The sequence below is a fragment of the Streptomyces yangpuensis genome (genome assembly GCF_001005295.1).
Lineage (GTDB): Bacteria > Actinomycetota > Actinomycetes > Streptomycetales > Streptomycetaceae > Streptomyces > Streptomyces yangpuensis.
In genome coordinates, this window is record NZ_LBMK01000012.1 from 38,554 (window position 1) to 61,802 (window position 23,249).

At 70.0% G+C, this 23,249-nt stretch carries 22 protein-coding genes and 1 pseudogene; 13 read left to right on the forward strand and 10 right to left on the reverse strand.

What is annotated here, in order from left to right; genetic code table 11:
• Positions 1 to 686: 686 nt before the first annotated feature.
• A complete protein-coding gene (locus AAT21_RS34000; protein WP_235439319.1) occupies positions 687 to 1,955 on the reverse strand; it encodes a site-specific integrase in 1,269 nt (422 codons plus the stop codon).
• A gap of 182 nt (positions 1,956 to 2,137) precedes the next feature.
• On the opposite strand from AAT21_RS34000, the gene AAT21_RS34005 reads away from it, so the two are divergent.
• Positions 2,138 to 2,359, forward strand: coding sequence for a hypothetical protein (locus AAT21_RS34005; protein WP_046780855.1), 222 nt, complete (start codon positions 2,138 to 2,140; stop codon positions 2,357 to 2,359).
• A 60-nt stretch (positions 2,360 to 2,419) separates the two neighbouring features.
• On the opposite strand, the gene AAT21_RS34010 is transcribed toward AAT21_RS34005, so the two are convergent.
• Both AAT21_RS34010 and AAT21_RS34015 read right to left on the reverse strand, forming a co-directional pair.
• Positions 2,420 to 2,737 carry a hypothetical protein gene (locus tag AAT21_RS34010; RefSeq protein ID WP_046780856.1) on the reverse strand — a complete coding sequence of 106 codons (318 nt, stop codon included), beginning with the start codon at positions 2,735 to 2,737 and terminating at the stop codon, positions 2,420 to 2,422.
• Positions 2,734 to 3,660: a ParA family protein gene (locus AAT21_RS34015; RefSeq protein WP_046780857.1), complete on the reverse strand. Its 927-nt coding sequence runs from the start codon at positions 3,658 to 3,660 to the stop codon at positions 2,734 to 2,736. The genes AAT21_RS34010 and AAT21_RS34015 overlap by 4 nt, the downstream gene beginning before the upstream one ends.
• 306 nt (positions 3,661 to 3,966) lie before the next feature.
• Between AAT21_RS34015 and AAT21_RS34020 the strand changes: the two genes are divergently transcribed.
• From AAT21_RS34020 to AAT21_RS34865, 4 genes are all read left to right on the forward strand, one after another.
• Positions 3,967 to 4,584 carry a helix-turn-helix domain-containing protein gene (locus tag AAT21_RS34020; RefSeq protein WP_157879837.1) on the forward strand — a complete coding sequence of 206 codons (618 nt, stop codon included), beginning with the start codon at positions 3,967 to 3,969 and terminating at the stop codon, positions 4,582 to 4,584.
• Positions 4,585 to 4,699: 115 nt separating this feature from the next.
• A complete protein-coding gene (locus AAT21_RS34025) occupies positions 4,700 to 5,668 on the forward strand; it encodes a DUF5677 domain-containing protein (RefSeq protein ID WP_046780859.1) in 969 nt (322 codons plus the stop codon).
• Between the two features lie 262 nt (positions 5,669 to 5,930).
• On the forward strand, positions 5,931 to 6,887 hold the full coding sequence (locus AAT21_RS34860; protein ID WP_052758110.1) for a hypothetical protein: 957 nt from the start codon (positions 5,931 to 5,933) through the stop codon (positions 6,885 to 6,887).
• A 254-nt stretch (positions 6,888 to 7,141) separates the two neighbouring features.
• Entirely contained in the window at positions 7,142 to 8,209 is a 1,068-nt protein-coding gene (locus AAT21_RS34865; RefSeq protein WP_052758111.1) for a hypothetical protein, read from the forward strand.
• Positions 8,210 to 8,557: 348 nt separating this feature from the next.
• Here AAT21_RS34865 and AAT21_RS34040 read toward each other — a convergent pair whose 3' ends face one another.
• Together AAT21_RS34040 and AAT21_RS34045 are read right to left on the reverse strand one after the other, a co-directional pair.
• The gene (locus AAT21_RS34040; RefSeq protein WP_235439320.1) at positions 8,558 to 9,676 is read right to left on the reverse strand and encodes a site-specific integrase; all 1,119 of its coding nucleotides are present in this window, start codon (positions 9,674 to 9,676) and stop codon (positions 8,558 to 8,560) included.
• Positions 9,673 to 10,062 (reverse strand): hypothetical protein, encoded by a 390-nt coding sequence (locus AAT21_RS34045; RefSeq protein WP_167350640.1) that lies wholly within the window; start codon positions 10,060 to 10,062, stop codon positions 9,673 to 9,675. Before AAT21_RS34045 ends, AAT21_RS34040 begins: the two co-directional genes overlap by 4 nt.
• Before the next feature lie 248 nt (positions 10,063 to 10,310).
• Between AAT21_RS34045 and AAT21_RS34050 the strand changes: the two genes are divergently transcribed.
• The 4 genes and pseudogenes from AAT21_RS34050 to tcmP all read left to right on the forward strand — a co-directional run bounded on the left by AAT21_RS34050 (position 10,311) and on the right by tcmP (position 16,355).
• Entirely contained in the window at positions 10,311 to 11,705 is a 1,395-nt protein-coding gene (locus AAT21_RS34050) for a hypothetical protein (protein ID WP_046780861.1), read from the forward strand.
• 545 nt (positions 11,706 to 12,250) lie between these two features.
• Complete coding sequence (locus AAT21_RS36375) at positions 12,251 to 12,853, forward strand: RNA polymerase sigma factor (protein WP_052758112.1); 603 nt, start codon at positions 12,251 to 12,253, stop codon at positions 12,851 to 12,853.
• 809 nt (positions 12,854 to 13,662) lie between these two features.
• Positions 13,663 to 14,427 (forward strand): annotated as a pseudogene (locus AAT21_RS40125) (IclR family transcriptional regulator domain-containing protein); the annotation flags it as partial.
• Positions 14,428 to 15,173: 746 nt separating this feature from the next.
• The gene (tcmP, locus tag AAT21_RS36380) at positions 15,174 to 16,355 is read left to right on the forward strand and encodes a three-Cys-motif partner protein TcmP (protein WP_079026144.1); all 1,182 of its coding nucleotides are present in this window, start codon (positions 15,174 to 15,176) and stop codon (positions 16,353 to 16,355) included.
• Between the two features lie 39 nt (positions 16,356 to 16,394).
• On the opposite strand, the gene AAT21_RS34075 is transcribed toward tcmP, so the two are convergent.
• Entirely contained in the window at positions 16,395 to 17,141 is a 747-nt protein-coding gene (locus AAT21_RS34075) for a DUF5131 family protein (RefSeq protein ID WP_046780863.1), read from the reverse strand.
• Positions 17,142 to 17,580: 439 nt separating this feature from the next.
• Between AAT21_RS34075 and AAT21_RS34080 the strand changes: the two genes are divergently transcribed.
• Positions 17,581 to 18,168 (forward strand): hypothetical protein, encoded by a 588-nt coding sequence (locus AAT21_RS34080; protein ID WP_052758113.1) that lies wholly within the window; start codon positions 17,581 to 17,583, stop codon positions 18,166 to 18,168.
• Positions 18,169 to 18,189: 21 nt separating this feature from the next.
• On the opposite strand, the gene AAT21_RS34085 is transcribed toward AAT21_RS34080, so the two are convergent.
• Both AAT21_RS34085 and AAT21_RS34090 read right to left on the reverse strand, forming a co-directional pair.
• The gene (locus AAT21_RS34085) at positions 18,190 to 18,381 is read right to left on the reverse strand and encodes a hypothetical protein (protein ID WP_046780864.1); all 192 of its coding nucleotides are present in this window, start codon (positions 18,379 to 18,381) and stop codon (positions 18,190 to 18,192) included.
• A gap of 156 nt (positions 18,382 to 18,537) precedes the next feature.
• Positions 18,538 to 19,560, reverse strand: a complete 1,023-nt coding sequence (locus tag AAT21_RS34090) for an ATP synthase F0 subunit B (RefSeq protein ID WP_046780865.1) — start codon at positions 19,558 to 19,560, stop codon at positions 18,538 to 18,540.
• Between the two features lie 202 nt (positions 19,561 to 19,762).
• On the opposite strand from AAT21_RS34090, the gene AAT21_RS34095 reads away from it, so the two are divergent.
• Positions 19,763 to 19,987: a hypothetical protein gene (locus AAT21_RS34095; RefSeq protein WP_046780866.1), complete on the forward strand. Its 225-nt coding sequence runs from the start codon at positions 19,763 to 19,765 to the stop codon at positions 19,985 to 19,987.
• Between the two features lie 32 nt (positions 19,988 to 20,019).
• Here AAT21_RS34095 and AAT21_RS34100 read toward each other — a convergent pair whose 3' ends face one another.
• Both AAT21_RS34100 and AAT21_RS34105 read right to left on the reverse strand, forming a co-directional pair.
• Positions 20,020 to 20,379 (reverse strand): hypothetical protein, encoded by a 360-nt coding sequence (locus tag AAT21_RS34100; protein WP_046780867.1) that lies wholly within the window; start codon positions 20,377 to 20,379, stop codon positions 20,020 to 20,022.
• A gap of 121 nt (positions 20,380 to 20,500) precedes the next feature.
• Complete coding sequence (locus tag AAT21_RS34105; protein ID WP_079026145.1) at positions 20,501 to 21,184, reverse strand: HNH endonuclease family protein; 684 nt, start codon at positions 21,182 to 21,184, stop codon at positions 20,501 to 20,503.
• A gap of 843 nt (positions 21,185 to 22,027) precedes the next feature.
• Here AAT21_RS34105 and AAT21_RS34110 point away from each other — a divergent pair.
• Both AAT21_RS34110 and AAT21_RS34115 read left to right on the forward strand, forming a co-directional pair.
• A complete protein-coding gene (locus tag AAT21_RS34110) occupies positions 22,028 to 22,291 on the forward strand; it encodes a hypothetical protein (RefSeq protein WP_046780869.1) in 264 nt (87 codons plus the stop codon).
• A 10-nt stretch (positions 22,292 to 22,301) separates the two neighbouring features.
• A complete protein-coding gene (locus tag AAT21_RS34115; RefSeq protein WP_046780870.1) occupies positions 22,302 to 23,051 on the forward strand; it encodes a helix-turn-helix domain-containing protein in 750 nt (249 codons plus the stop codon).
• Positions 23,052 to 23,249: the final 198 nt, after the last annotated feature.

Here is a 23,249-nt window from a genome sequence, read left to right on the forward strand (position 1 = left end):
TCAAAGGCGGGGTCTGGTTGAAGAACCCGCCTTCTGCGATGCGCCCGCGGTGTGCTGCGAACAGCCGCCAGTCTATGCGGTGTTGAGGGACCCGTTGGAATACGGCAGTCAAAATGCTCTGACCAGGCGTTATCCATGAGGGACGTCGTTGCGGGGGGCCTTCCGGAACCGAGTCCCCGATCCGGGCCGAGATCGACAGCGGATGGGTTCGCATCGACCCGTTCGAGGAGTCGATGCTCTCCATGGACTTCTTCGCCGGGCCTGACTTGTTGTGCAGGAGCACACCCGCACCGGACCAGGACTGGGGGTGCCGGTAAGAACTCTGTCACCAGCCGCAGACGGACCACTTTGAGACTGGGTAGGGCTGGTCGTCAGGTGAGAAGGGCGACGAGGGTGCTGGCTACGACGGCGGCGAGGGTGACGACCGCGCCGAAGGTGGCAGCGGCGCGGGTGAGGGCCGTGGGATAGCTGGCGTTGTCCATGCGCGCGAGCTTTCCCGCGCCGGCGGCGGCCAGCAGCGCGACGCGCCGCCCAGCCCTCGGGGCCGCGGCGGGAACCGTGGGGCTGCACCAGCTCATCGCGTAGGCCAGCGCCGAGGGCGGGGCGCGCCCCGCCCTCGGCGCTGCAGCTCACACTTGTACCCGTCGGCGACCCCTCCGGCACCCAGGGCGTTGGGTCTAATGGGTCTAAAGGGGTGTGAGGTGCAGTGCCCGGTCAAGGGAGCGCAGCAGCTCGGGCTCCCATCCGGCACGCGGGACGTCCACGGCGAGCAGGCCACCAGCGCTGAGCACGGCAAGTTGGACCTGGTGCTCGACGCCCAGGCGCCAGGCCTCGCGTAGGACGTGGCGGGCCTCGTCGCGGGCCTTGCGGCCGGTTGTCGCGGCGTCCTTGGCGTCGGGCAGGGCGGCGAGGCTGCGGGCAGCGCGCTGGAGCCGGTCCATCAGCTCGGCGGCCCGCTCGGCGTCCGGCGCGGGCGGCACCAGGTAGAGCTCAGGGAGGGCGACTCCGCGGCGCAGCTGCTCCATCCGCACCGGCAGCGGCGACCAGCCCGGTGTCCCGGCGAGGTCCACGTTCACCTTCTCCACCGTCGCGCTGTAGGCGCGGCCGGTGCCGCGTGCCTGCAGGGCGGTGCCGGCGGGCCGGTACTCGGGCTCGAGGTTCTCGCCGACTACGCCCCCGTGGTTCCCGCGCACGGACACCCACAGCCAGTCGGCGCCGCCGGTGACGTCGCCCATCAGCATGCGGCGCACCAGGAGGTAGCGCTGCAGGGCGGCCCGGGTGGACCGGCGCAGCGGGTAGACCTCGACGGACACCGGGCTGTCGGGACGGGCGTTCTGCGGGCGGCGCCGGATGCGGACCTCCCCCAAGGGCGGGGAGAGGTCCTCCAGACGCAGCGCGCACAGCTCACCGACCCGGGCGCCGGTGTCCAGGACGACCGAGGCCATGGCGAGCATCCGCACCCATCGGGGGTAGCCGTGCTCCATCAGGCCGCCCTCGACGCTCCAGCGGGTACGGCGGCCGACGTAGTCGGACAGGGTCACCAGGCTCTCGCGCAGCTGCTCGCGCCGGGCCACGTCGACAGGCTCCTTGCGGGGGAGCTCCTTGAGCTGGCGCAGGTAGTGGACCTCCAGGCCGAGCTCCCGCTGGAGCAGGGCCATCACCCCGGAGCGCACCATCGCCGTCGCCTCGGAGGTCGGGCGCTTCTCACCGCGGTCGCGGAGCTCGCCTTCCAGGGCGAGCTTCTCGTACGCCTTGAGCGACTCCGGGTCGAAGATGTCGGCCAGGTCGTCGCCGACGCCGTGCGGGTGCCCAGGGTGCTGGAGGGCACGGACCAGCTCGCGGGCGTGAGCCCGGATCTGCCGACGGCGGGCGTCGGAGGGGGCCTCCTCGCACACGGCGTCCACGGCCTCCTGGAGCTCGGGCATCTCTTCCAGGAGGTCAACCTTCTTCGTCACGCCCTGCACGGTAGCCACGTCCGGCCGGACGTACTGACCGAACCGAGAATTAGACCCATTAGAACCAATAGGCCCAACCGCCGCTGACGTGGTGCGGCAGAGGATGGTGGCCGCCTGCCACGGGGTACCGGTACGGCGGCTCCCGTGGTGCGCGACAGCCCGGCGCGGACGAGGGTGGGGAGATGTCGACTCCCAAGCTGGTGGTCTATGAGCCCGATGAGCGCGGCTGGCGGAAGGTCCGCTTCGACGGACAGATCCTCGGGACGGCCTACCGGGCCTCAGACATCCCGGAGCTGCTGAGGCAGGCCGGGATGGAGAACGCGGAGGACTTCGACCTCACGCCGGGCGAGTTCGTGGAGTGGCGCGGTGGCGGGCCGGAGACCTGGGCGGAGTCGCCGCCCTGACCGTGCCCTGACGCAGCGAGGGCCCCACCGGAAGCGGTGGGGCCCCCGTGGTTGCGCCGGCTACTTCGTGACCGGCGGCCCGCTCTTGAGGTTCTTGTTGCGGCGCTGGGGGAACTGCGCCCCGTTGTTGTACTCGCGCTCGTCGCGGCGCAGCTGCGCGAGGACGGCGGCCTCCACGTACGCGGACAGCGACACCGGGACGTCGGCGTCCTCGTCGTCGATCCGCTGGAGCGCGACCACGGCGTTGCGCAGCCGGTTCATGGTCTCCGGGCTCACGTACGCCGGGATCTTCTCCTTCGTGCCCGGGGTGGACGTCTTCTGGGCGCCCAGCTCCTTGCCGAGGAGGGTCCCCTGCCCGAAGGGCATTCCGTTGCTCATGCTGCAGCTCCCCGCGGCGCCACCAGCATGTGACCGAGCTGGTCGAAGTCACGCGTGGTGGTGGACCGCTTGTTGTACTCGCGGATGGACTGGTTCTCGTCGGGCGCGGTGGTGGCGTCCACCGACCTGCGAATGGGGCACACGAGCGCGTCCGGGTAGTGCGCGGCCATCTCGTTGCCGACCGAGCGGGAGATGATCGTCTTGCCCCAGGCCGTGAGCACGGCGGCCCGCACCCTCACGTCGTACTCCTCCTGGGCGTCGGCGATCGTCCTGCGCAGCGGCTCGTTCGACTTCTTGTCCAGGCCGCTGAGCTGGCTGGGCACCAGGACCTCGCCGCCGATCGCCAGGGTGAACGTCGAGAGCTTCCCGACCTTCGGCGGGCAGTCGACGATGGTGATGTCCACCGGCGCCTCGCTCCGCTTGATCGCCCGGCGCAGGGTGCGCTCGCCGTTGACCGCCGGGTCGTACTCGACGACCGCGCAGTCCTCGTAGCTGGGCACGATGTAGAGGTTCTTGTACCGGGTGTAGTAGGTCGCCTCGTCCAGGCCGGCCTCGCCGTACATGACGTTTTTGAGCGTCAGCCGGTGCTTGGGGTCCAGGCCTTCGGGATAGACCGGCGCCAGCCACCCCGTCAGACCGGCGTCCTGCGGGTCGGCGTCGATGATGCGCACGGTGTAGCCCATCGCCGCCCAGGCGCACGCGAGCTCCAGGGTGGTAGTGGTCTTCCCGGCGCCGCCCTTGCGGTTGAAGACGATGAAGACGCGGTGCTCGCCTTCCGCGATCGGGGACGGCCCGGTGAACGCGGCCGGGAGCAGGATGCGCGGGCGCAGCTTGTTGGCCGGCTCCGTCCACTCCCGTTCGAAGACGGCCGGCATGCGCAGCCGGTCCGGGATCTTCAACGGCTCCAGCGTTACCTGGACCATGGCTCTCTCCTCATTCGGACCTCTCCCCGTCCACTCGTCACCGCCAGACCGTACCGCCTCCTCCCGGCCCGGACGTGGACCCGGCCGCGCTCCGCCCGATCGAGGAAACCCCAGGCCAGCGTGGTGCCCCTAACAGGGTTGACCCCATTGGGTCCAACAGGTCCGGGCGCCTGGTGCGTTGACCAGGGCGGACCGCCCGGTACGTCGGTGAGACCCCCGCGCCCGCGCGCGTAGGACCGTCGCGTAAATCGCAAAATGCGTGACGCCGGAGACGCAAGCGACCAGGTGTACGTACGGTCCGCCCGCATGAGATCAAGCACCCGCCGCCCGGGCCGCCCCTCCCTGCTGACGCCGGAGCGGATCGAGAGCATCGTCAAGGCGACCGCCGTGGGCGTCGCCACTTCGCTCGCCGCCGAGGGCGCCGGCGTTTCCCGGGCCACCCTCGCCCGGTGGATGGCCCGCGGCCGCGACGCAGCCCAGGCCCGCGAGGACGGAGAACCCGCGAACGCCTCCGACGACGTGTACGTCGAGTTGTACCGGCGGGTGAACTCCGCTCGGGCGCAGATGGCCGCCCGGGCGCTCGCACGAGTTCTGCAGGCGGGCGCCGGGAGCCTGGTCCTGGAGGAACGCGTACGCACCTACAACGACCCCGTCACCGGCCAGGACGTCGAGGAACGGCAGACCCGGTACCTGCGGCCGGACTGGCGGGCGGCGGCGTGGTGGCTGGCCCATGTGTTCCCCGAGCACTACGGGCCGAACGCCCAGAGCTGGGAGCAGGTCCTCGATGCGTACGACGCCGAGCAGGCCGCCATGGAGCAGACCGCCGGCCCCGACGACCCGCACCTCGCCGAACTCACTGAACGCCTCGCCGTCACCCTCGCCGCCCAAGTCGGGCAGCGCGACGACCAGGCGGAGGTCCACTGAACTGCCTGAGCTGCCTTGGGAGGTGAAGCCCGGAGAAAGCCCAGTGCGCTGGGCGGCATCCGGGCCTACCGTCGGCCGAAGCCAGTCCGGCCCGCACGCACGACGAGGTGTAGCAGTGGATCAAGAGCAGTGGTTGCGCATCATCGACGATATGGCCGCGACCGCAATCCGGCGCGCCCCGCGGACGCTCCACCGGATCGGGCGCCGCCGCCAGCTGTTCGAGCGGCGACTCCGCCGACACTGGGGCCGCAGTCTCGATCTCTGTCTGCTCACTTTTGCCCAGGCCGAGGAGCTGGGATCCGAGCTGAGCCATCTCACGCCCACACCGTGCGACATGGTCACCGCGGCTCTCATACAGCTGCACGCCCGCGCGTGCCGGGCCGCCGACGAGGTGTACTGCCTCCTCTCCGCTGGCCACGGCCAGGGAGCGATGAAGCCGGCCCGCCTGTTGTACGAGCTGGCAGCCGTCACGAGCGTCATCGGCACGTACGGTCGGAGGCCGGGCCACGAGGATCTCGTCGAGCGGTACTACGCGCACGAGGACTGCGCGGGCTTCAAGGCCATGGAGATCTACCAGGAGTACGCCCAAGACCTGGGGATGGAGCCCTACTCGGACGAGGAGGTCGAAGAGGCCCGCCAGGCTTCACAGGCGGCCGTCGACCGGTTCGGGCCTGGCATCAGGAGCCAGGTCGGATGGGCTGCCGCACCACTCGCCAGCGTCGGCGCCCGAGTCAGTACCAGGGGTTTGGCCTCGCTGGCCGACCTCGCCCATCTCCATCCCTACTTCGAGTGGGCCTCCGCCGAGACCCACGCCGGCGCGCAGGGGATGCGGTTGAACAGAGCGGACACCCGTCGCGGCCCCGTCCTGCAGACCGGCCCGAGCGTGGTGGGCCTAGCCGATCCGGCATACCTCGCAGTGAAGTTCATCTGCCACATCACCCATGCTCTCGTCGAGCACAGCCAGCCGGAGCCCGGGCCGCAGTTCTTGCTCGGCGTCGCCGCCCTGCACAAACTCCAGATGCGAACGCATGACGCCTTGGAAGCCGCCCTCCGCAGGACCCGGGACCTTCCGCTCATCGGCTGAGCGACGGGGAGTTGGTTGCCCCTGTTGGACCCAATAGGGGCAACCACCCTGTCGGGTGAGATCTGGGCTGCAGGCTGCTTCTCCCGCGCTGGGCTGCGCTACGGTGCGGACGGCTGGACGCGCACGCCAACCGCCGCAGACTCCGACGCCCACGTCGTCAGGGTCAGCGATCGGCCGAGGACCTCCGGGGCCCGCGAAGTCCGTAACGGTGTCTTCCGTCGGCGGGCGACGTGGGCAGGCCCGCCGGATCCGGAGAACACTCATGCCCCGCAATCAGAACACCGCGGCGCAGCGCGCACGCGAGGCTCAGCGCAAGGCGGGCGGGAAGTACACCGCACTGCTCCGCGAAGCCGCCACCGATGGACCGCCGAAGGCCTTCCCGTTCCGGAGCCTCTTGGCCGAGTGCTCCACGCTGCCGGAGGTCCACGTCGACTGGGGGTACAACGACCCCGAGGACGACGACTCCTTTCCCGGCCCCGTGATGTTCGAGTCAGCCCTGCTCGGTGGGCCCGTCCCCTGCGGCACGGTTCTGGCGCTCGCCGGCGCCCTGTCCGGCCTGGAACTGCGCGGGGACGTGCACGTGGAGTCCAACGATCCCCTTGGGGAAGCGATCGTGTCCTGCGCTGGCCGTCGCTTCCGACTGGTCCTGAACCAGGACCTGCTCTACGAGCTTTGCCAGGGCTCAGGCTGCCCCCGCCAGCCGATCGACGATTTCTTCATCCCGTACTGCGCCGGACACCTTCCAGAGTGCCCGGCGGAGAAGCTGATCGACATGGCCAGTAACTGGGGCATCGACCGCCGCGATGCATTCGAAGAGCGCCCCGGAGATGCACAGGCGGGGCCGGAGGGTGACCATCTTGTCCGGGCCGCAGTCACCCAAGGGGCCTTCACGAAAGTCGCAGTCGCGCTCGTCAGCCACTGCTTCACGGACTCGGACCTGATCGACGAGGTGCACGGCTGGGGCGAGGAGGCCATGACAGTGCGCCACGGCATCGAACGCGAGCGGCTGCGTTTGACCACGGTGGCGAACAAGGAGGGCTCCCGCATCCGGCAGTCGGTCGACGCCTCGTGCATCGCATGCGGATCCCCGCTCACCCGTGGTCTTGACGTCTGGGCCGTTCCGCCGCAGTTCTGCTCCGCGGCCTGCGCTCCGCCGCGGCCGCCCCGATGGGAGTCCCTCCCCGACCCGTGGGCGGCGAAGACGGGCCTGATCGTCTGAACTAGAAAGGTGCACGTCATCGGCGTCACCGGTTCGGCCTGTCAGGGCCCTGGCCGGGGCCGTGCACCTCACACCGCTTTAGACCTGTTGGACCTAACATCCCAACACCGTTTGGCCCGGCTGGGAGCGCCCATCCACGCTACTCAAGGTGACCGGGGTCACAGGCAAGACACGGAGAAAGTTTGTCGGACCAGGGTGTCGACGCGCCTAGAGGTAGAAGCCTGGTTCATACAAGCCCCGTCAGGGAGGACCGCATGTACCCCCGTCTACTCACCGGTGACTTCACTAGTGCCCTGCGCGCCGCGAGCCCGCCTCGGCCTAAAGATGGCGACATCACCGTCGGCGAAGACGGGGTACGACGCATCGTCCTGATCGTCACAATCAGCGTCCCACTCCCCGCACCGTCGTTGGAGGGGCTGGCGCTCTACACAGAGGCCCAGGCAAAGTCCTGGGAGGTGGGGCGGCCTCTTCACCCATGGGTGGACGCAAAATATGATTCCGACGCGGAACAGGACAGCTCGTCCCAGCCTGCTGATGTATCCGACCTCGCGCTTCGCGTGATCGCCAACATCGCGCGGTGGCGTGCGATGTTGGAGAGCCACGTCTGTCAGCCCTCCGCTGGCCGCCACAGGTGCCGCTGCCCCAAGCGGGACGCCTTGTCGATGATCAACTCGTTCATCGCGTCGGCCCTACTTGAGGTGGCCTCGTCCGTCTGCATTCCGGTCCCTCTTGTAACCCGAGATGCGCTCATCGCTGCCCTCGTCGCGCGCAACGCCGCCATTGAGGGCGACACGGATGGAGTAGACGCGTTCAGCCGTGACTGGCTCGGCTTCTCGCACCCGGAGAGGTGGCGCGACGCTGTGGAGATAGCTCTCCTCGGGGACTGGGTTGACCAGCTGGGGGCCGGGACGGCTCATGACCCCGTGATCACCAGGCTGCTGCAGGGTCACAGTAAGAGAGAACACAAACAGCTACAGCCCCTATGGGAGCGCAGAACCAGGGGTCGGCGAACCGCCTTACTCAGCCAACCGTTGAGTCAAACAACGACTGTCGCCGACCTACTCACCGAGTACCGCACGCCGGAGTCCGAGGCGCTGTGGGCGGAGTTGTCCGACCATCGAGTGACGGCTGTGCTCAGGGCGTTGTCTTCAGAGGAGGGGGCCGTCGCGCGTAGATGGGCCGAGAGCGGAGAGGCGTGGTCCGACGCCGCCGTCGATGCCGGAATGGCTACCTCATACGGCGAGCGCGTCCGCCGGAAGCTCCGTCGGCTTGGCGCCCGCCAAGCCGAACGCGCCGCAGCGGTGGGGTGCCCCAATGAGTGAGCTCTTGTATGCCGCACTGCCTGAGTTTCTCGGCAGCCTCGCGGCCTCCGTAGTCATCGCGGTCATCCTCTGGTCATTCCGGCGGGGTCGCGCATCTCGCGCAGCTCACCGGCACTGCACGGCAGGGACCACCCCGTGCAGTGAGCTCGCTCTGGATAGTCACCCGTCATCCGAACGCTCGTGATCACGGTGTTCACCGTCGTCATACGGCCGTGCACACCATCAGTCACGCCATCGGCGCCCCGATCTGCCCGGCCGGGGCGCCGATGGCGTTGCCCAGCTCACGTCGCCGGGTCGGACCCGTTGGGGCTAACGGGTCCGACCAGGGCAATTCACCGCGGACGCTGGTCAGGTCAGACCGGCGGAGGCGTTGTCGTCCCAGCCGTCCTCGCGCTGCATGTAGCCGAGCATCGAGCGGGAGTGGCGGGCCCAGCCGCCCTGGTCTGCGATGGCGATGGCGTCCTTGCCCTTCTTGCGGCCGGTGGAGGCGAGGCCGATGCGCAGGGAGTGCCCGGTCCAGGAGATCGGCACCCCGGCCCGGGCGGAGATGCGTTTGATGGCGCGGGTGACGGAGTCGGGAACCAGGCCGCCGGTGATGTGGCCGTGCTGGTCGATGCCGACGAAGGCGGGGGTGGAGGGGTCGGCCCACCGATGGCCGTGCTCACCGACCAGGCGCTCGCGGTAGGCGGTGTAGGCGCGGACCGGGCAGATTCCCGGGTCCTGGGCGTAGCCGATCTTCGCGTTGCGGACGGAGTGCTTGGTCTTGCCGGTGAGCACGGCGACGACCAGGCCGCGCGGGTGCAGGGTGACGTCGCCGTTCTGGAGGCCGGCGGGGTCCTGGGCGCGTGAGGCGTAGTGGAAGCCTGTGAGGACGAGCGCCTTGTCGCGGTCGCCAGCGAGGGTGTCGGGGCAGGAGCGGGCGATGGCGTGCAGCCCGTCGACGTCGGCGCCGACGGCCTGGCCGCGGCCGCGCCGCTCCCCGGCCTGCAGGAGCTTGACCTCCAGGCCGGCCAGCGCCTTGCGGGCCGCGGCCTGGTCGTCACCGCTGACGGCAACCCCGCGCTCGCGCAGGCCGATGACGACGGCGGCGAGGTGGGTGTCGGCGGAGCTGGGCGCGTACCCCTTCCCGCTCTGCTGGCCCTCGCGCAGCATCCAAGCGACGAAGGCGACCAGGGCACCGCGGGAGCCCTCCAGTTCGGGCAGACCGGCGGCGGCGCAGAACCGGGTCCACACCCGCCACGACTTCTTGTACGTGTCGACGGTGTTGTCCGGGGTGATCTCGGCAGCGACCGCGTCGGCCAGGTCCTCGGCCTCGGCGAGCCGGCGAGCGGCGTCGACGCCGTGGCGTTCGGCCCACCGCTCGATGAGCGCCTGGCGCTCGGCGGCCGCCGGGTCCAGCGGCGCAACGGGCTCGTGCCCGCCGAGGACGTCGGCGGGCACCAGCTCCATATCGGCGGCCGTGCTCACGGTGCCTCCGCCGAAGCTGTTGACGGGCGGGGCGAGCGGACCAGCGCCCAGCGGGTGCGGTCGTAGCCCTCGGCGTCGTGCCATCCCACCCACAGCACACAGACGAGCTGGTTCCAGGCGTTCATCCGCTCGCTCAGCCAGTTGTCCGGCACCGGCTCGTCGCGGTAGTCGGCCTCCCACTCGAAGTTCGGGTCGAGGGTGTCGGTGTAGATGGACAGGGCTTCTTCGATCGCCCGCCCGGCGGCGGTCTGGCCGCTGTCGACCAGCTCACCCAGGCGGTCGGTCAGGAACGCGGAGACGGCAGCGTAGTCCTGCGGGGTGAGCTGGTCGACGGTGTACGCGCGGTCTTCCGGGATGGCCGGGACAGCGGAGCGGTCGAACATCACGGTGGCTTCCCCTCCGGTGGGACGCGATGACGACGGGTCGTCATGTCCCGTTCTGTCGCGTCGGATAAGGAGAGCTTATCCGACGCGACCCCCAACGCGGGCGCCCTGCAACGTGAATCGGCCGCCGCCGCTGCGAAATGTTGTCCCGAAAATGCTGCCCTTCAATCGCTCCTGACGATGTATAAGAGAGGAGAGGTAAGCGCTGCACAAGTCGTGCAGCGCTCGACATGGAATGAGGAATCACCTTGATGCACCTCTACCCGCTCGCAAACGGCGTGCGCACCGACCACCCGGTGCCCGGACTGCCGTTCGTCGACGACTCGCACATCCCCCTCGACGAGGGGCCCGAGGCCATCGAGGCCGTCGGCCGCAACCAGGGCGAGGGCATGTGGGGCCGCTACGACCCCAATCGCCAGAGCGGCGGCTGGCACGCCTTCACCACCGACCCGCTCGACCACTCCCTGGGCTGGTCGGTGCGCTACCACCCCGAGCACGGCCGGACCGTGCTCCTGATGAGCGACGGCGACACGTCCTCGCTGCACAGCACCTGGGACGGGGACCAGCTGCTGTTCCGCGCCGGCGGCTACTGGTGGGACGGCATCGCCTGGTACCGGCCCGGGCAGGTCTGGGACCCGGTCGAGCAGGACTACGAGCGGCGCAGGGCCCGCGCCGCCGTCACGGTCAGCGCCGCCGACATGCTCGACGGCCAGGCCGACCCCGCCCGGGCCCACATCGGCAGGATCCTCACCTTCGACCCGAAGGAGCCGGCGCCGGAGAACTGGGGCGACCACCTGGCCCTGTGGGCGCAACTCCACCAGGAGCGGGAGGGCGCGCTGCCGCTGAACCGGTGCGTGGTCGACGTCGCCACCCCGGAGCTGACCGGCGCGCAGCTGCTGGGCGTCCCGGAGATGGCGGAGCTGGGCGGCATCACCGCCTCGACGCTGCGGGCCTACATCTCCCGCGGCAACAGCGAGGTGCCCCAGCCGCAGGCGGTGGTCGGCGGCCGCGACCAGTGGGCGCGGGCGGTGGCCGACGACTGGGTGGAGAAGCGCCAGCGCTCCTACGAGGGTGTGAAGGCCACGATGTCCGCCGGCGACCGTGACGAGCTCTCCCGCGGGGCCGCCGAGGTCCGCGACCACTTCGCGGCCGACTTCCAGAGCACCCTGTGGGATCGGCCGGACGTGCGCAAGCGGTGGGTCCTGCGGGCCCGCAACCAGGATTCGGTGAAGGAGGTCTCGGACGCTCTGGCCTGGACCGTCGCCGTCAGCCTGGACCGCATCGTGCCCACCCAGTTCCTGGGGCACACCGTCGAAAGCGCGGTGATCCACGACTTCGCCGACGCCATCGACCTGGACCGTGAGGTCGGAGCCCGGACGAAGAGCCGGCCGAAGAGGAAGGAGTGGTCGCACCTGTGGGTGTCGCGCCCGGTCGCGGGGATGCTCGACTGGTTCATCCGCCACCACCCCGAATCCGCCCACCACCACATCGGTGAGATCACCCGCGAGGCCCACAAGCGGTGGGAGATCCCGGCGGAGGACACCCTCTACACCCTGCGCCAGGCCGTCTCCATGGACGGCAAGCTGAGCAAGGAGGACCGGGAGGCCTTCTTCGCCCTCCTGACGCCGCCGGCCAAGGGCGACTGACCGGCACGCCGGACGGCAGGGGGCTGGAGCCAATGCCAGTGGCTCCAGCCCCCTGCGCGCGACTGTACCCGGGGGAAACCCTGAGGTCTCCCGGGTACACATGGCTGTTCACGTTGCGAACGCCCTCGGGGCGCCGGGCGCAGCTGCGACATGCGCTCCCTTCAACTCGGAGGCCGGGTTCGGGCTGCCGACTGTCTGTTTGGCTCCCCAATTCGCCCGTATGTGGTTTCGGAATTGATCGTTCTTGTCGTGCACGAACGGGGCCTCGCCGCTCGCTATATGAGTGGAGGCGCGGACGCCTCTGGCGCCGTGGGGGGAGGGGGACGGCGTCCTTCATCGACAACGAAGGGGTGGGGCAGCGTGCGGCTTACTGCTGTAGCGACGGTCCTCCAGATCGCACTGGTGGTACGGGTGTTCGGGCCCGACACGGTCCGCTGCTGCCGACGTCTGCTCGCCGCAGGCGTGCGGGTGGGCATTGCCGGCATGGCGGGTGCCGCACGGCACCCCGCCCCGGCTCCAGACGACTTCCACCTCGAGGTGGATCAGTGACCTATGAAGACCCGGAGAACTCCGCCGAGGCGGAGCAGCCGTCCACTTTCTCAGCTCAGCACCCCGCCCTGGCCGGCTGGAGCATCACCGATGAGCGGTCGTACTGGGCATTCCACGACGACCGGTACACGCCGTTCCTGGGCTTCGCCTACAGAAAGCTGGGATCTGACGCCGATGCAGAAGACGCCGCCGACAAAACCTTCGACGAGATCATGAACAACTGGCAGCGGATGCTCGGTATGGAGAACCTGCGCGGGTACGCGTGGAGCATCCTCAAGAGCCGTATCAGTGACCAGCGCCGCAAACGCGACAAGCAGGCTCTGCCGACCGATCTCGCGGCGTTCGCCGCGATGGTCGACCACCGCGACGACTTTGCCGTCGTACTCGGCCGCCTCCAGTTTGCCCGCGCGGTTGGGCACCTCAGCGAGCGGCAGCGCGACGCGGTGACCCTGCGGCACGGGCTGGAGCTCGACACAGCCACCGCCGCCCAGCTCATGGGCGTCGCCGAGGCGACGGTGCGTTCTCTGCTGAGCCAGGCCCGCGCTCGTCTTCTCCAGGTACTCGACATCCCCAGCGACGACGGGAAGGTCAGGTCATGAGCGAGCCTGCGTTCAACCAGTACCTGGAAGCCTTCTTCTCCCGGCCGCCGCTGCCGGAGCGGTACGCCGACTACGACATGGCCGAGGCGCGGGCCCGGCTGCTGGCGCGCCGTGGTAACAGGATCCCTTCCCCCTCTCGGAGCTCCGGCGGAGGAATGGTCACCGACCTTCCCGAACCGGGTCCCGAAAGCGCCACCCCCCGGCCGCGACCGCTGCACTGGCTGGACCCGCGTCAGGATCACCCCGCAGACATCGAAGACGCGCGCCGGGCTCTGACCGCAGTCTGCGTGCTCACGGTCATCTCCCCCGACTCCGGTCTGCTCCTGCGCCGCCTCCTGGCCGCTGGTCCAGTCGAGGCCCAGGACGTCCTGGTCTTCGCCTGCCTGCTCCACCTCCTCGGCCATGAAGGTGCTCAGTTCTGGTGGCAGCTCGCTGCGGGCGCCGGCAGCGACACGGCCGTCTACTGCCTCTTCCTCGAACACAGCCGTCACGCCGAGTACGACGACGCCGCCGTCTGGGCGGACCGGCTCGACCTCAACACCTTCACCCCGCTGCGGCGGTGGGGACCGTTCATCCGGGCCCACACCGAACACCCACTTCCCCCCACGCTCCTGACCTACGTCAGCAACTACGAGCACCCCCTCCTGGGCTCGGTGCCCAGGCCGACGGCTCCACTGGCCGACGTGCTCTGCGAGCTGGTCGAACCGCCGCCCGCGCCGGCCTACCTCCGAGAACGCAGCCGTCTGCTCCCCGCACCCGAGGCTCCCGCGCGGGAGGCGCCGCAGCCGTACGCCGCCCGGTTCCCGCACCTGTCCGCTCCGCCCCCACCTCGCCGGCCAGCCACGCCGGAGAGCAGCACTCTGCAGCAGGCCCGCGCCGCGGAGGCAGTCGTACGGGTCCTGGAACAGCACCCGCTGGGCGCGCCGCTGAAGCTGCTGCGGCAGCAGTCCGGCCTGCCCGAGGAGCAGCTGCACATGCTGCTGGCCATGCTGGTCGCGGAGGAGTTCGCCACCACCATCGCCGACGACATCTACGTGCCCGGCGCAGCTCTGGACCGCCTGGCCTCGCCCGGCGGGACCGGCTTGCAGCTGCAGCACACCCTCGCGCTCGCCCGCGACAGCGTCGGAGCCGCGGTCTACCTCAGCCGCTACGTCGACGGCGAGGTCCACATCACGCAAATGGCAGACGGTCCCATCACCCCGGCAGTCAACGAGTGGGTGGACTTCAGGTCGGCCGCGCACGCGAGCGCCGTCGGCAAGTGCCTGCTGACCCAGCTCGACCATGACTCACGCACCGACCACTTCACCCGGCACAAGGCCGCCCGGCTCACCCGCCGGACCATCACCAACCCCCGAGCCCTGTTCGACCGTCTCGACCGGATCACCCCGGACGATCCCGTCTACGACCTGCGCGAATACTCCTCCCACACGGTCTGTTCGGCTGTCCCCATCACCATCGGAACGGAGGCAGGCAGCCTCGCCCTGTCCCTTCCCTACAGCAGCGCCAGCCGCCTTCCTGCCGCAACACGGGCACTGACCCGCAAAGCGGTGCCCGTTCTCCTAACCCTGCTGCTGGCCGGTGCCAAACTTCCGGACGCCGGCCCCGACCCCGGTGAATCAGCCGACTCGGACGTCCACTCCAGTGTCATCAGCACGACGAAGTTCGAGCAGCTGCGTCGCCTGTTCCGCACCCCCCTCGCGGCAGACAGCGCGATCCATGCCGTCGCGTACTCCCCTGCGGCCGGGCCCCACCTGGTGACCGAGGCCGGCAGTGACGCCCTCTACCTCTTCGCCACCGCCCCAGCACCCGCTCTCGCCCTGGACGGCGGCGCCCAGCTCGCGCTGCCCCACACCTACACCACCGACAGCTCAGCGCCCCTGTACCCAGGACGGACAGGACTTGATCCACATGCCAATGCCCTCCTCGTCTTCTCCACCTAGTCGCCGACCTGGAGCGCCTCCAACCCTCCTGCTCGATGTCTGAGCAGGAGGGCTCTGCATCGGCCGTACGGATCGCCTTGCGCCTGACGAGTCGCGGGCGAGGGCGGCGGCGATCGAAGGCCCTCCAGAGGGGGCGGTGCGTACGACCGGTCGTGTCGGCTGCCACGGTGGGGCGGCGTCCTCCTTGGCGGTGTTTGGCCTCGGCGGCGCGCAGTCCGTCGTAGGTGAGCCCGCTGAAGTGCGCCGACGGCGAGGCATGGACGAGAAACGTCACCGTGGCCAGGAGATCGCCCGCGGCCCGCACCGTGATGGTCTTGCCGGAGTTCCTCGCCGTGTTTCACCATCTGTAATCAGGGAGTACCACGGAGCCGGGGGTGGGCATGTCGTCTGGCACGGGCGGAAGCTACTGGGCGGACAAGGCGCTGCCCAGCGTCTTCAAACACGAACTACTCAAGCGCTACCTGCCTCAGTTCGGCGCGATGACGGGCTCACGAACACACGACAAGCGCGTGGTCTACCTGGACGGGTACGCGGGAGAGGGCCGCTACGAGAACGGAGAGCCTGCATCGGCGGAGCTCGCACTACGCATCGCGTCGGACCTGCGCTCTCGGCCCGGTCTGACGCTGGAGTGCTTCTTCTCGGAGTCCCAGCCGAAGTCGTTCGACCTCCTGCATGAGGTTGTCCAGCAGTACCGTGCGAGCGGTGTACTGGCGCATGCGCACCCCGGTGAGGTCGATGGCGTCCTCGACCAGGTTGTCGAGCGGGCGGAGCAAGAGCCGCTGTTCCTCTTTCTGGATCCGTGCGGGCTCCTCTTGCCCCAGGACCGGCTGGTGGACGTGCTGGCTCGCAAGCGGCCGCATAAGAAGTGGCCGCCGACCGAGTTGCTGATGAACTTCAGCATGATGGCCGTCTGGCGCTTGGGCGGACACGTCCGCTCCCCCCAGGGCAACGAGAAGTCGCTGCAGCGCTTCGACGATGTGTGTGGCGGCACTTGGTGGCGTGATTACTTCGCCGACGCGATGGCGTCTCGCGAGAAGGAGGAGGCGGCGCAGGACGCGATCGAGGCGGTCGCGGCCGAGTACCGGCAGCGCCTGGCCCGGCGAACCGACATGCTCGTGCAGGCGGTCCCGGTGTCGCACTCACCGCGCAAACGCGCGGTCTACCAGCTGGTGTTCGCCACGCGCAGCCCCTACGGGCTGTGGGTTTTCGGTGACACCGTCGCCCGGGCCCGGAACAAGTGGTGGGAGACGCTGGTGATGCAGGAGGACGACGGACTGTTCTCGATCGCTTCGCTCACGCGCCCGGACCCGAAGGAGGTCCAGGCCAGGGCGGTGCCGCAGATCGCGGCCAACCTGGAGAAGCTCCTGATGGAGACGGGTCGGCCGGTCAAGCTCGTCGACCACCCGCTGGAGATTTTCGGCTCCTTCTACGGGCAGGTCACCGAGCCAGCGGTGCGCAAAGCCGTGCAGCTTCTGCACGAGCAGGGCAAGACGCCCAGCGACGGTGTGGGAGTGCCCCGGACCCGGGAGATCATCCTCTACCCGAAGCAGCGCGCGGCCTGAACCGAACGTGCCACCGGCAGTACTCTGAGGCGGTCCCGGTCAGGCCGGGACCGCCAGTGGCATCTGGTCCCAGGTCCGCCCTTCAAGGGAGCGGCCACCGGCCTTCGGGGTGTGGCCACCCCATTGTTTGAAGAAGAACGCCACGTTCTCCTCCACGCACTGGTCCCGGATCTGCGTCACCCAGGCTGGGTCCATGGGACGGTGTTTGGGGCCTGACTCGCCGCCTGCGATAACCCAGTCGATGCCCTCTAGGCGCAGGCCGTCGAGCGGCCCGAGCAGGGGCTCGCAGGAGAGGAACCGAACAGCGGCTGGCACCTGCCGCAGATCATCCACGCGCGGTAGCTCTTTCGCAGTCTCCACGGACACCCCCATCCACACGTTGGCCGGCCAGTCGAGCCGGTCGGCGACCTGCCGCAGGCGGCGAGCACGCTTGGTCAGCACCTGGTAGGTGTGCTGGGGGGTGTCGGCCATGACCTCGAAAACGCGGCGGACGAAGTCGAGCGGGACCCGGGCGTGGAAGAGGTCCGACATGGAGTTCACGAACACGGTCCGCGGGCTCTTCCACCCGTAGGGGACGTCCAGTGCGTCGGGATGGACCGTGAGGTCAAAGCCCGGGCCGGACGTTCTCGGGTCACCGTCATTCTGGTACTTGGGCGCGCCCATGGCCTTTAGCCTCTTCGCCAGGGTCAAGGCGTAGCAGTTGTCGCACCCCAACGAGACACGGTCACACCCAGTCGTTGGATTCCAGGTCGCCTCAGTCCACTCAATGGAACTCCGGTCACCCACTGGTTCGCCTCCATCTCGCCCTGCTCGTTCCAGCTCCCCTGGCCCTTCAGCGGCACACTTTCGGAACGGGCATCGCCATACAACCATCCCTGAGCCCCTGCCCTTGCTGGAACGGCGGGGCACGTAGCCGAACTGGCAGCGGCGGAGTCCTGCGGCGCGAGCAGACAGCAGCGGCCCGGACCTCGGCCGGGCTCAGGGCGGTCGCCGCGAACGGCACCCCGGCCCGATGACGGTGACTGCGCCGCCGTGCTGCCCGCACCGGCCGATCCGACGGAGCCCGAGGCCGCCGTCTCCCTCGCGCTCCCGGCCTGCAGCAGTACCGGCTCGCTGCGGTCATCCCTTCGGTGGTTCCCGGTACGTGACCGGCCCGGGCGGGGGAGGCTGGACGCCGGGGGCCGGCCGACTGGCGGCCGGCCGGACTGCCGGGAGCGGGTGACCGTTGGTGGACAGGGTCCTCAACACGCTGAGTGCCGCGCACACGGGATCGGTGGGGGTGTTGCTCGCCGACGGCAGCGAGCCCGGCCCGGTCTACTACGACGTGGGCAGCGGCGCGCACATGCCGTCGTCGCGCGAGTGGCACGCCTACGACGGCCGGTCCGGCCGCCCCCGGGCCGCGGCCCTGCGGGGCAGCTGTTCCTGCGGATGGCGGGGGATGGCCGAGTACCCGCTCGACTGGACCGTCCTGCCTGTGGACCGGCCGCTGTACGAGGCGGACGTCGACCTCTCCGGGCCGGTTGCGGACTACGACGCGCACCTGTCGGTGATCCGGGACTCCGCCGTGCAACTTCCCGCCGAGCTCGTCGGGCTCCTCGCCGAGCTCGTCCGCCGGCTTGAGGGCCTTGCCGCTGAGGAGCCGCTGGTGGCGTTGAAGGCGCTGGCGGACCTGCGGTACGTCATCGCCGAGGTCGGTCAGGACGCGGCCTGCGAGGCCGCCGCCCAGGAGGTACCGCTCAAGGAGATCGCGACCGGGCTCGGCACCAGCGAGGCCGCGGCTCGTACCTACCTCAACAGCTACCTCCACCCCTGACTCCACGAAGGCGCCCCTCCCTCATGCGGGCAGGGCCAGCCGGGAGCCGAGGCGGAAACGCATCTCGCCGGCCGCGTAGCGGATCTCCTCGGACTGGGTGTCGTCTTCGAGCACACCAAGGAGCACCATCAAGGCCCGGGCCTCGTCCCCGCTGATCAGCTTCAGGCGGGGCTCGGTCGTCCCATCGAGGAGCACGTCCAACGTCTCGTCCATGCAGGCAACAACGTCCGCCCCCGCGCCGGAGTCACCCGGCCGGCAGCGGGGTGCCGTTACACGCAGAGGCGTCGCCCCCGCGCAAGGACGCTCGGGCGACGGCGGGCCGGCTGCGGCCGGCCCCGCGCCCGTCCGGCGTTTCGGCGGTGAGCTGCGTCAGCCGCTGCGTTCGGTGCAGCGAGCCGATCGGCTCGGTGCGGGGGTCGGCGTCGGCGTGGCGGACGGGCTCGGCGTCGCCGACTCCGCCGGTGCCGGGGAGGTGTCCGGCATCGGCGTCGCGTCCGGCGTTGGGCTGGTGGACGGTGTCGGGAATCCGCGGAGCAGTGAGTGCCCGGGGGAAAGGGTGATGAAGGCGGCTGGTTGGGCGGCGAACGCCACGGGCCGGATGTTTCCGTGGCCGTTGGACGAGCCGGCGGCGGCCTGGGTACGTCCGTCCGGGCAGTCGCCGGGTGTGCCGGTGAAGGAGTCGCTCACCAGGATCGTGGCCACCGCCACGACGGCGACCGCCAGCACCGCGGCCGCTGGGCGTAACCGGGTCACTGTGCCCAGGCGCGGGGGCAAGCCGGCGCGTCCGGCCCCGCTTCCGGAAGGTTGGGGTTCGGCGCTGTCCGGCGTCGTGGCGGTCGTCGTCTCGCGGGACCGGTTGAGGAGCTCGTCGGCGTCGCGGCGGGCCCGCGCGCGGATGTCCTCGGCGTCGGTGTGCGCGCTCGTACGGATTCGTTCGGCTTCCGCGTGCGCGGCCGTGCGCAGGGCTTCGGCCTCACGGACGGCGTCGTCGTGGACCTGGCGGATGGTGGCCCGGACCCGTTTGTTGGCGGCCTGGGCCCGGCGCTGGAGCAGCTTGGCGTCCTGCCAGTGCCCGCGCCACTCCGCCACGAGCGCGGCATCGGCCCGGAACTTCGCGGCGGCCGGCCTGTCCAGGCCGCTGGGGGTGGTGACGACCCGCAGATATTCCAGGAGCGTCTCGAGGGAGGGCAGGCGCTTGCCGGAGAGCATCTCGTTCAGGCCGGTCGTGGTAAGGCGCGGCCGCACCGAGGCGCCGGCGACCGTGCTGTACGAGGGTGAGCCGCCGGAGATGTGGAGCAGGTTCAGCTTCTCGGCGAAGACGTCCAGCGCGGCCTCGTAGGCGTCGATCGCCTCACAGTCCTGCGGCTCGACCCCGGATTCCTCTACTGCCATCAAACCCCCCTGCTTGTGCGGAAAAGCCACGCTAGAGGGCGGTGAGGCCGTACGTATGCGGATTCGGACGAACGCTTCCGGACGCTTCGCCCCGTCCGGAACCGGCCCGCTCCCCGGCGGCCGAAGCGGAAGGTCATCCGGGTCCGAGCGGGCCCGTACGGATCACTGGGAACTAGGGTCCGCAGGCCGCTCTCCTGGAGTCATGACCAACACCCGCACCACCCCCCAGACACCCGACCCCGATCCTGCCCAGCCCCCGGCCACCCGCGAGCCGGACCCCGGTGCGCGCCGTGTTCCCGACGCCGTCGTCCTGGTCACGCTCCTCGCCTCCTGCGCCGGCATCTACCTCGCCGTCGGTGAAGCCGGCTTCGCCGGCGTCATCAGCGCCGTCGCCGCCCTCTACGGCACCTGGCGCGCACGCAGATGAACCCGGCGGACAGCCCCGGCGCAGGCCGTGGGTCAGAAGGTGACGACAACGCGCTGGCCGACCGCGACCGCCGCACGCCGGCACCCCGCCCGGACCGCGGCCAGCTCCGCCCGCACGTCCGTCCCCCGCCGCTCGTCGGCGGCCGCGGCGGCCCTGTCGGCCGCCGCGTGGAGTTCGGCCCGTGCGGTCGCACCGTCACCGGGCAGCACCGTGAGCTCGGCCGCGTCCGCGACCGTCGCCACCAGCCGCGCCAGCTCCGCCGGCCCGGATACGGTCCGGTGCATGTGAACGCCGAGCAGCCCGGGCGCCCACCCTGCGAGGGCGCCCCGGATCTGCTCGCACAGCCCGTCGATCCCCGCGTGCGGGCCGTCGGGCGCGATACCGGCGCTCATCTCTCCATGGTCACCACCACCACCGACAACGTCCCTTGCGTCGGCGGAGCCGCCTTGCCTGGGCGAGCGCGCGAGCAGGGCCATCACCCGCTGGTTGTGGCTCCGCTCGTGTGCTGCAGTTCTACGGGGCGGGGGTGAATTCCACGTCGGTGCCGCCGCAGCCGGCCGCGATGTCCTGCAGCCGGTCCCGCTCCATCTCATCGACCGCGAGACCCCAGCGGAGTTTCGTCGCGGTCCACTCGACGCCGTACCGGCACAGCGCGTCCGGCGCCGGCGGCAGCCACTCCGCCGGGTCCTGGTCCGCCTTGCTCCGGTTCGAGCGGGCCGTCACCGCGACCAGCGATGCTTGCTGGCCCTGGTCGTTTGCGTAGGCCTCCCGTCTCGCGGGGGTCCACGCCGACGCCCCGGAGTCCCAGGCCTCGGCGAGCGGCACCATGTGGTCGATGTCCAGCGCGCCGGCCGGTGTGACCTCCCGCTCGTCGTAGTACGACCACCACACCCCGCCGGTCAGGGTGCAGCCCGGGCCGATCTCCGGGTACACGATCGCCTCGGCCAGCAGGACCTCGGCTCGGGTGTTGCAACCGTCGGCCGGGACGTCGCCGGCGTTCCAGTGCCGGAAGGAGGTTCGCTGGTAGCCGGTCCGGTCCTCCACTGCGATCGGGAGCGCGGAGACCGCGACCCCGATCGGCAGGACCTGCGGCACAGCCGCGGCCGGAGCGGCGGGGTGTCCGCTCGCCTGGGCGGCTACGGGCAGGGAAAGGGTCACGGCGAGGGCGGCGGCGGCCGCGACAGCGGACCGCTTCATGATCATCATGAGCCGGTTCTACCGGCCCCAGCCGCCTGAGCGACAGGCGGGGCGGACCCGGTTCACCCTCCCGCAGGCAGCGGTTCACCGGCGAAACGCCACTGCACACCCGGTCCCGGTGGCTCTGCAGCAGTGCGGGCCGTCGCCCGGTGGGGCAACTGCCCGTGCCCGCGTGCCGGTCAGTCTCAGCGGCGGTGGCCGTACGGTCTGGCTACGGGTTGGTCATCTCACCCACGGATCCCCGGTGCGGGGATCCGTGGGTGGGGGTCAGCGGCGGCGGCCCCAGGACTCTGGAGCAGATCGGCGCCTGGGCGGCGCCTCTCGCGTTCGAAGCGGCTCTGCATATGGCGAAAGCCGACGTCCGTGGACATCGGCTTCGCACAGGCCGTGCGCCAACACGGAACCTGCTAATCCCCTGGTCAGCTGCGGTTGGAGCCAGTAGCAATCAGGGCGCCACAACCGGCCGAGTTCGCCTCGCACCGATTGCTCTACGGGATGGAGTGTTACCGATATTGATGCCTAGTCACAACCATTGAAGGTCGGGCGCCGACTCATCCGGTGGGATGCAAGCGCGAGCCAATCTCCTTTCGTGGTCACCACACCGAACTGATGGCCCAGGCCAGTCGGATAAGACGGCTCCTCCGAAGAAGGAGTCCGCCTGGGACAACTTGCGAGCCAACACGAACGGGTGCACGCGAACCTCTGGATCACCTGGAATGCTCAGAAGTGGACTGCATGCACGGGTGGCGCCAACTACCCCGCGGTCCAAGGCAAATGGAGCCAGTAGCACCGTCCGGCGGTCCTTGGGTCGCCGGACGGGCTCAATAGCATTCAGGAGAGCCCATGCCGGCCAAGCCCGCATCCGTCCCTACGTCCCCGGTCGAGCCCGCGGTGACCGAGCCCGCCCGCTTCACCGTCGCGCACGCGATCGTCTTCACCGCGTTCATCGCCTCGGCGTCCGTCCTCGTCGTGCTCGGCACGCCGGTGCAGGACATCCTCCTCCTGCTCGTTGGTGTCGCCGGGATCGCCGTCCTGGCCACGAGCAAGCCCCGCCCGGGCGCGATGCTCCGCCGGGTTTTCAGCGCGGCCATCACCCCCGGCAAGTAGGGGGTTGGCCATGGGACGCCCCGAGAAGCCGGTCGACCAGACCGTGCCGGAACTCGCCCGCCTCGCGACCTTCCTCCGGGACGAGCGGGCGAAGACGAACAGGAGCTACGCCGTACTTGCCGACGTTGCCGAGGTGTCCGCCGCGACCCTCAAGCGCGCGGCGGCCGGTACGTCTCTCCCGACGTGGCACACGGTTCGTCAGTACCTGCGTGCCTGCCACGTCCAGGTGCCCCATCTCGTATTCGTCAGGCTCGCCGAGCAGCTCTTCTTCACGGACCTCTACGCGCCCGGCTTCCAAGACACCCTCGACCAGGCGATGGTCTACTGGAACCTCGCCCAGAAGGGTATGCAGAAAGTACAGAATCGCCGTCCCCGCCCGATGCCTACGTGCAGGTACGTGTACGACGAAGCCGACCTGAGCGCACGACTGCGCGAGCTGCACGCATGGGCTTGGTCCCCCTCGGCGCACGTGATGGAGGAGCGCGCCGGCGACTTCGGCGTGCTGCCCCACAGCACCGCGCACCGAATCATCAAGGGGCAGACCCTCCCCCGCCGCATCGACCAGCTGCACGGGTTCCTCCGAGCATGCGGGCTTCCCGAGTCGAAGTGGAACGACTGGACCACGGCCTGGCGGCAGGTCGACAACATCCGATCCGTACGGGTGCTGGAGAGCAAGATGCACCTCATCATCGACGACATGGTGGAGCGCGAAGTGCGCAGGCGAATGGGCATCAGCGAGCCGAGGGAGCTGGTCGCGTAGACGCCCCGTAGCGGCAGAGGGATCCTGGACGTGATGGCGTCCGGGAGCCCCTCACTTCGTTCGCCGCGGCGTCGTCCCAGTGATCTGGGCGGCCACCTGCGCCGGCATCTACACCGCCACCGGGGAGCACCGTGACCTCGGCGGCCTCCGCGACCGTCGCCACCAGCCGCGCCAGCTCGGCCGGACCGGACGCCACCT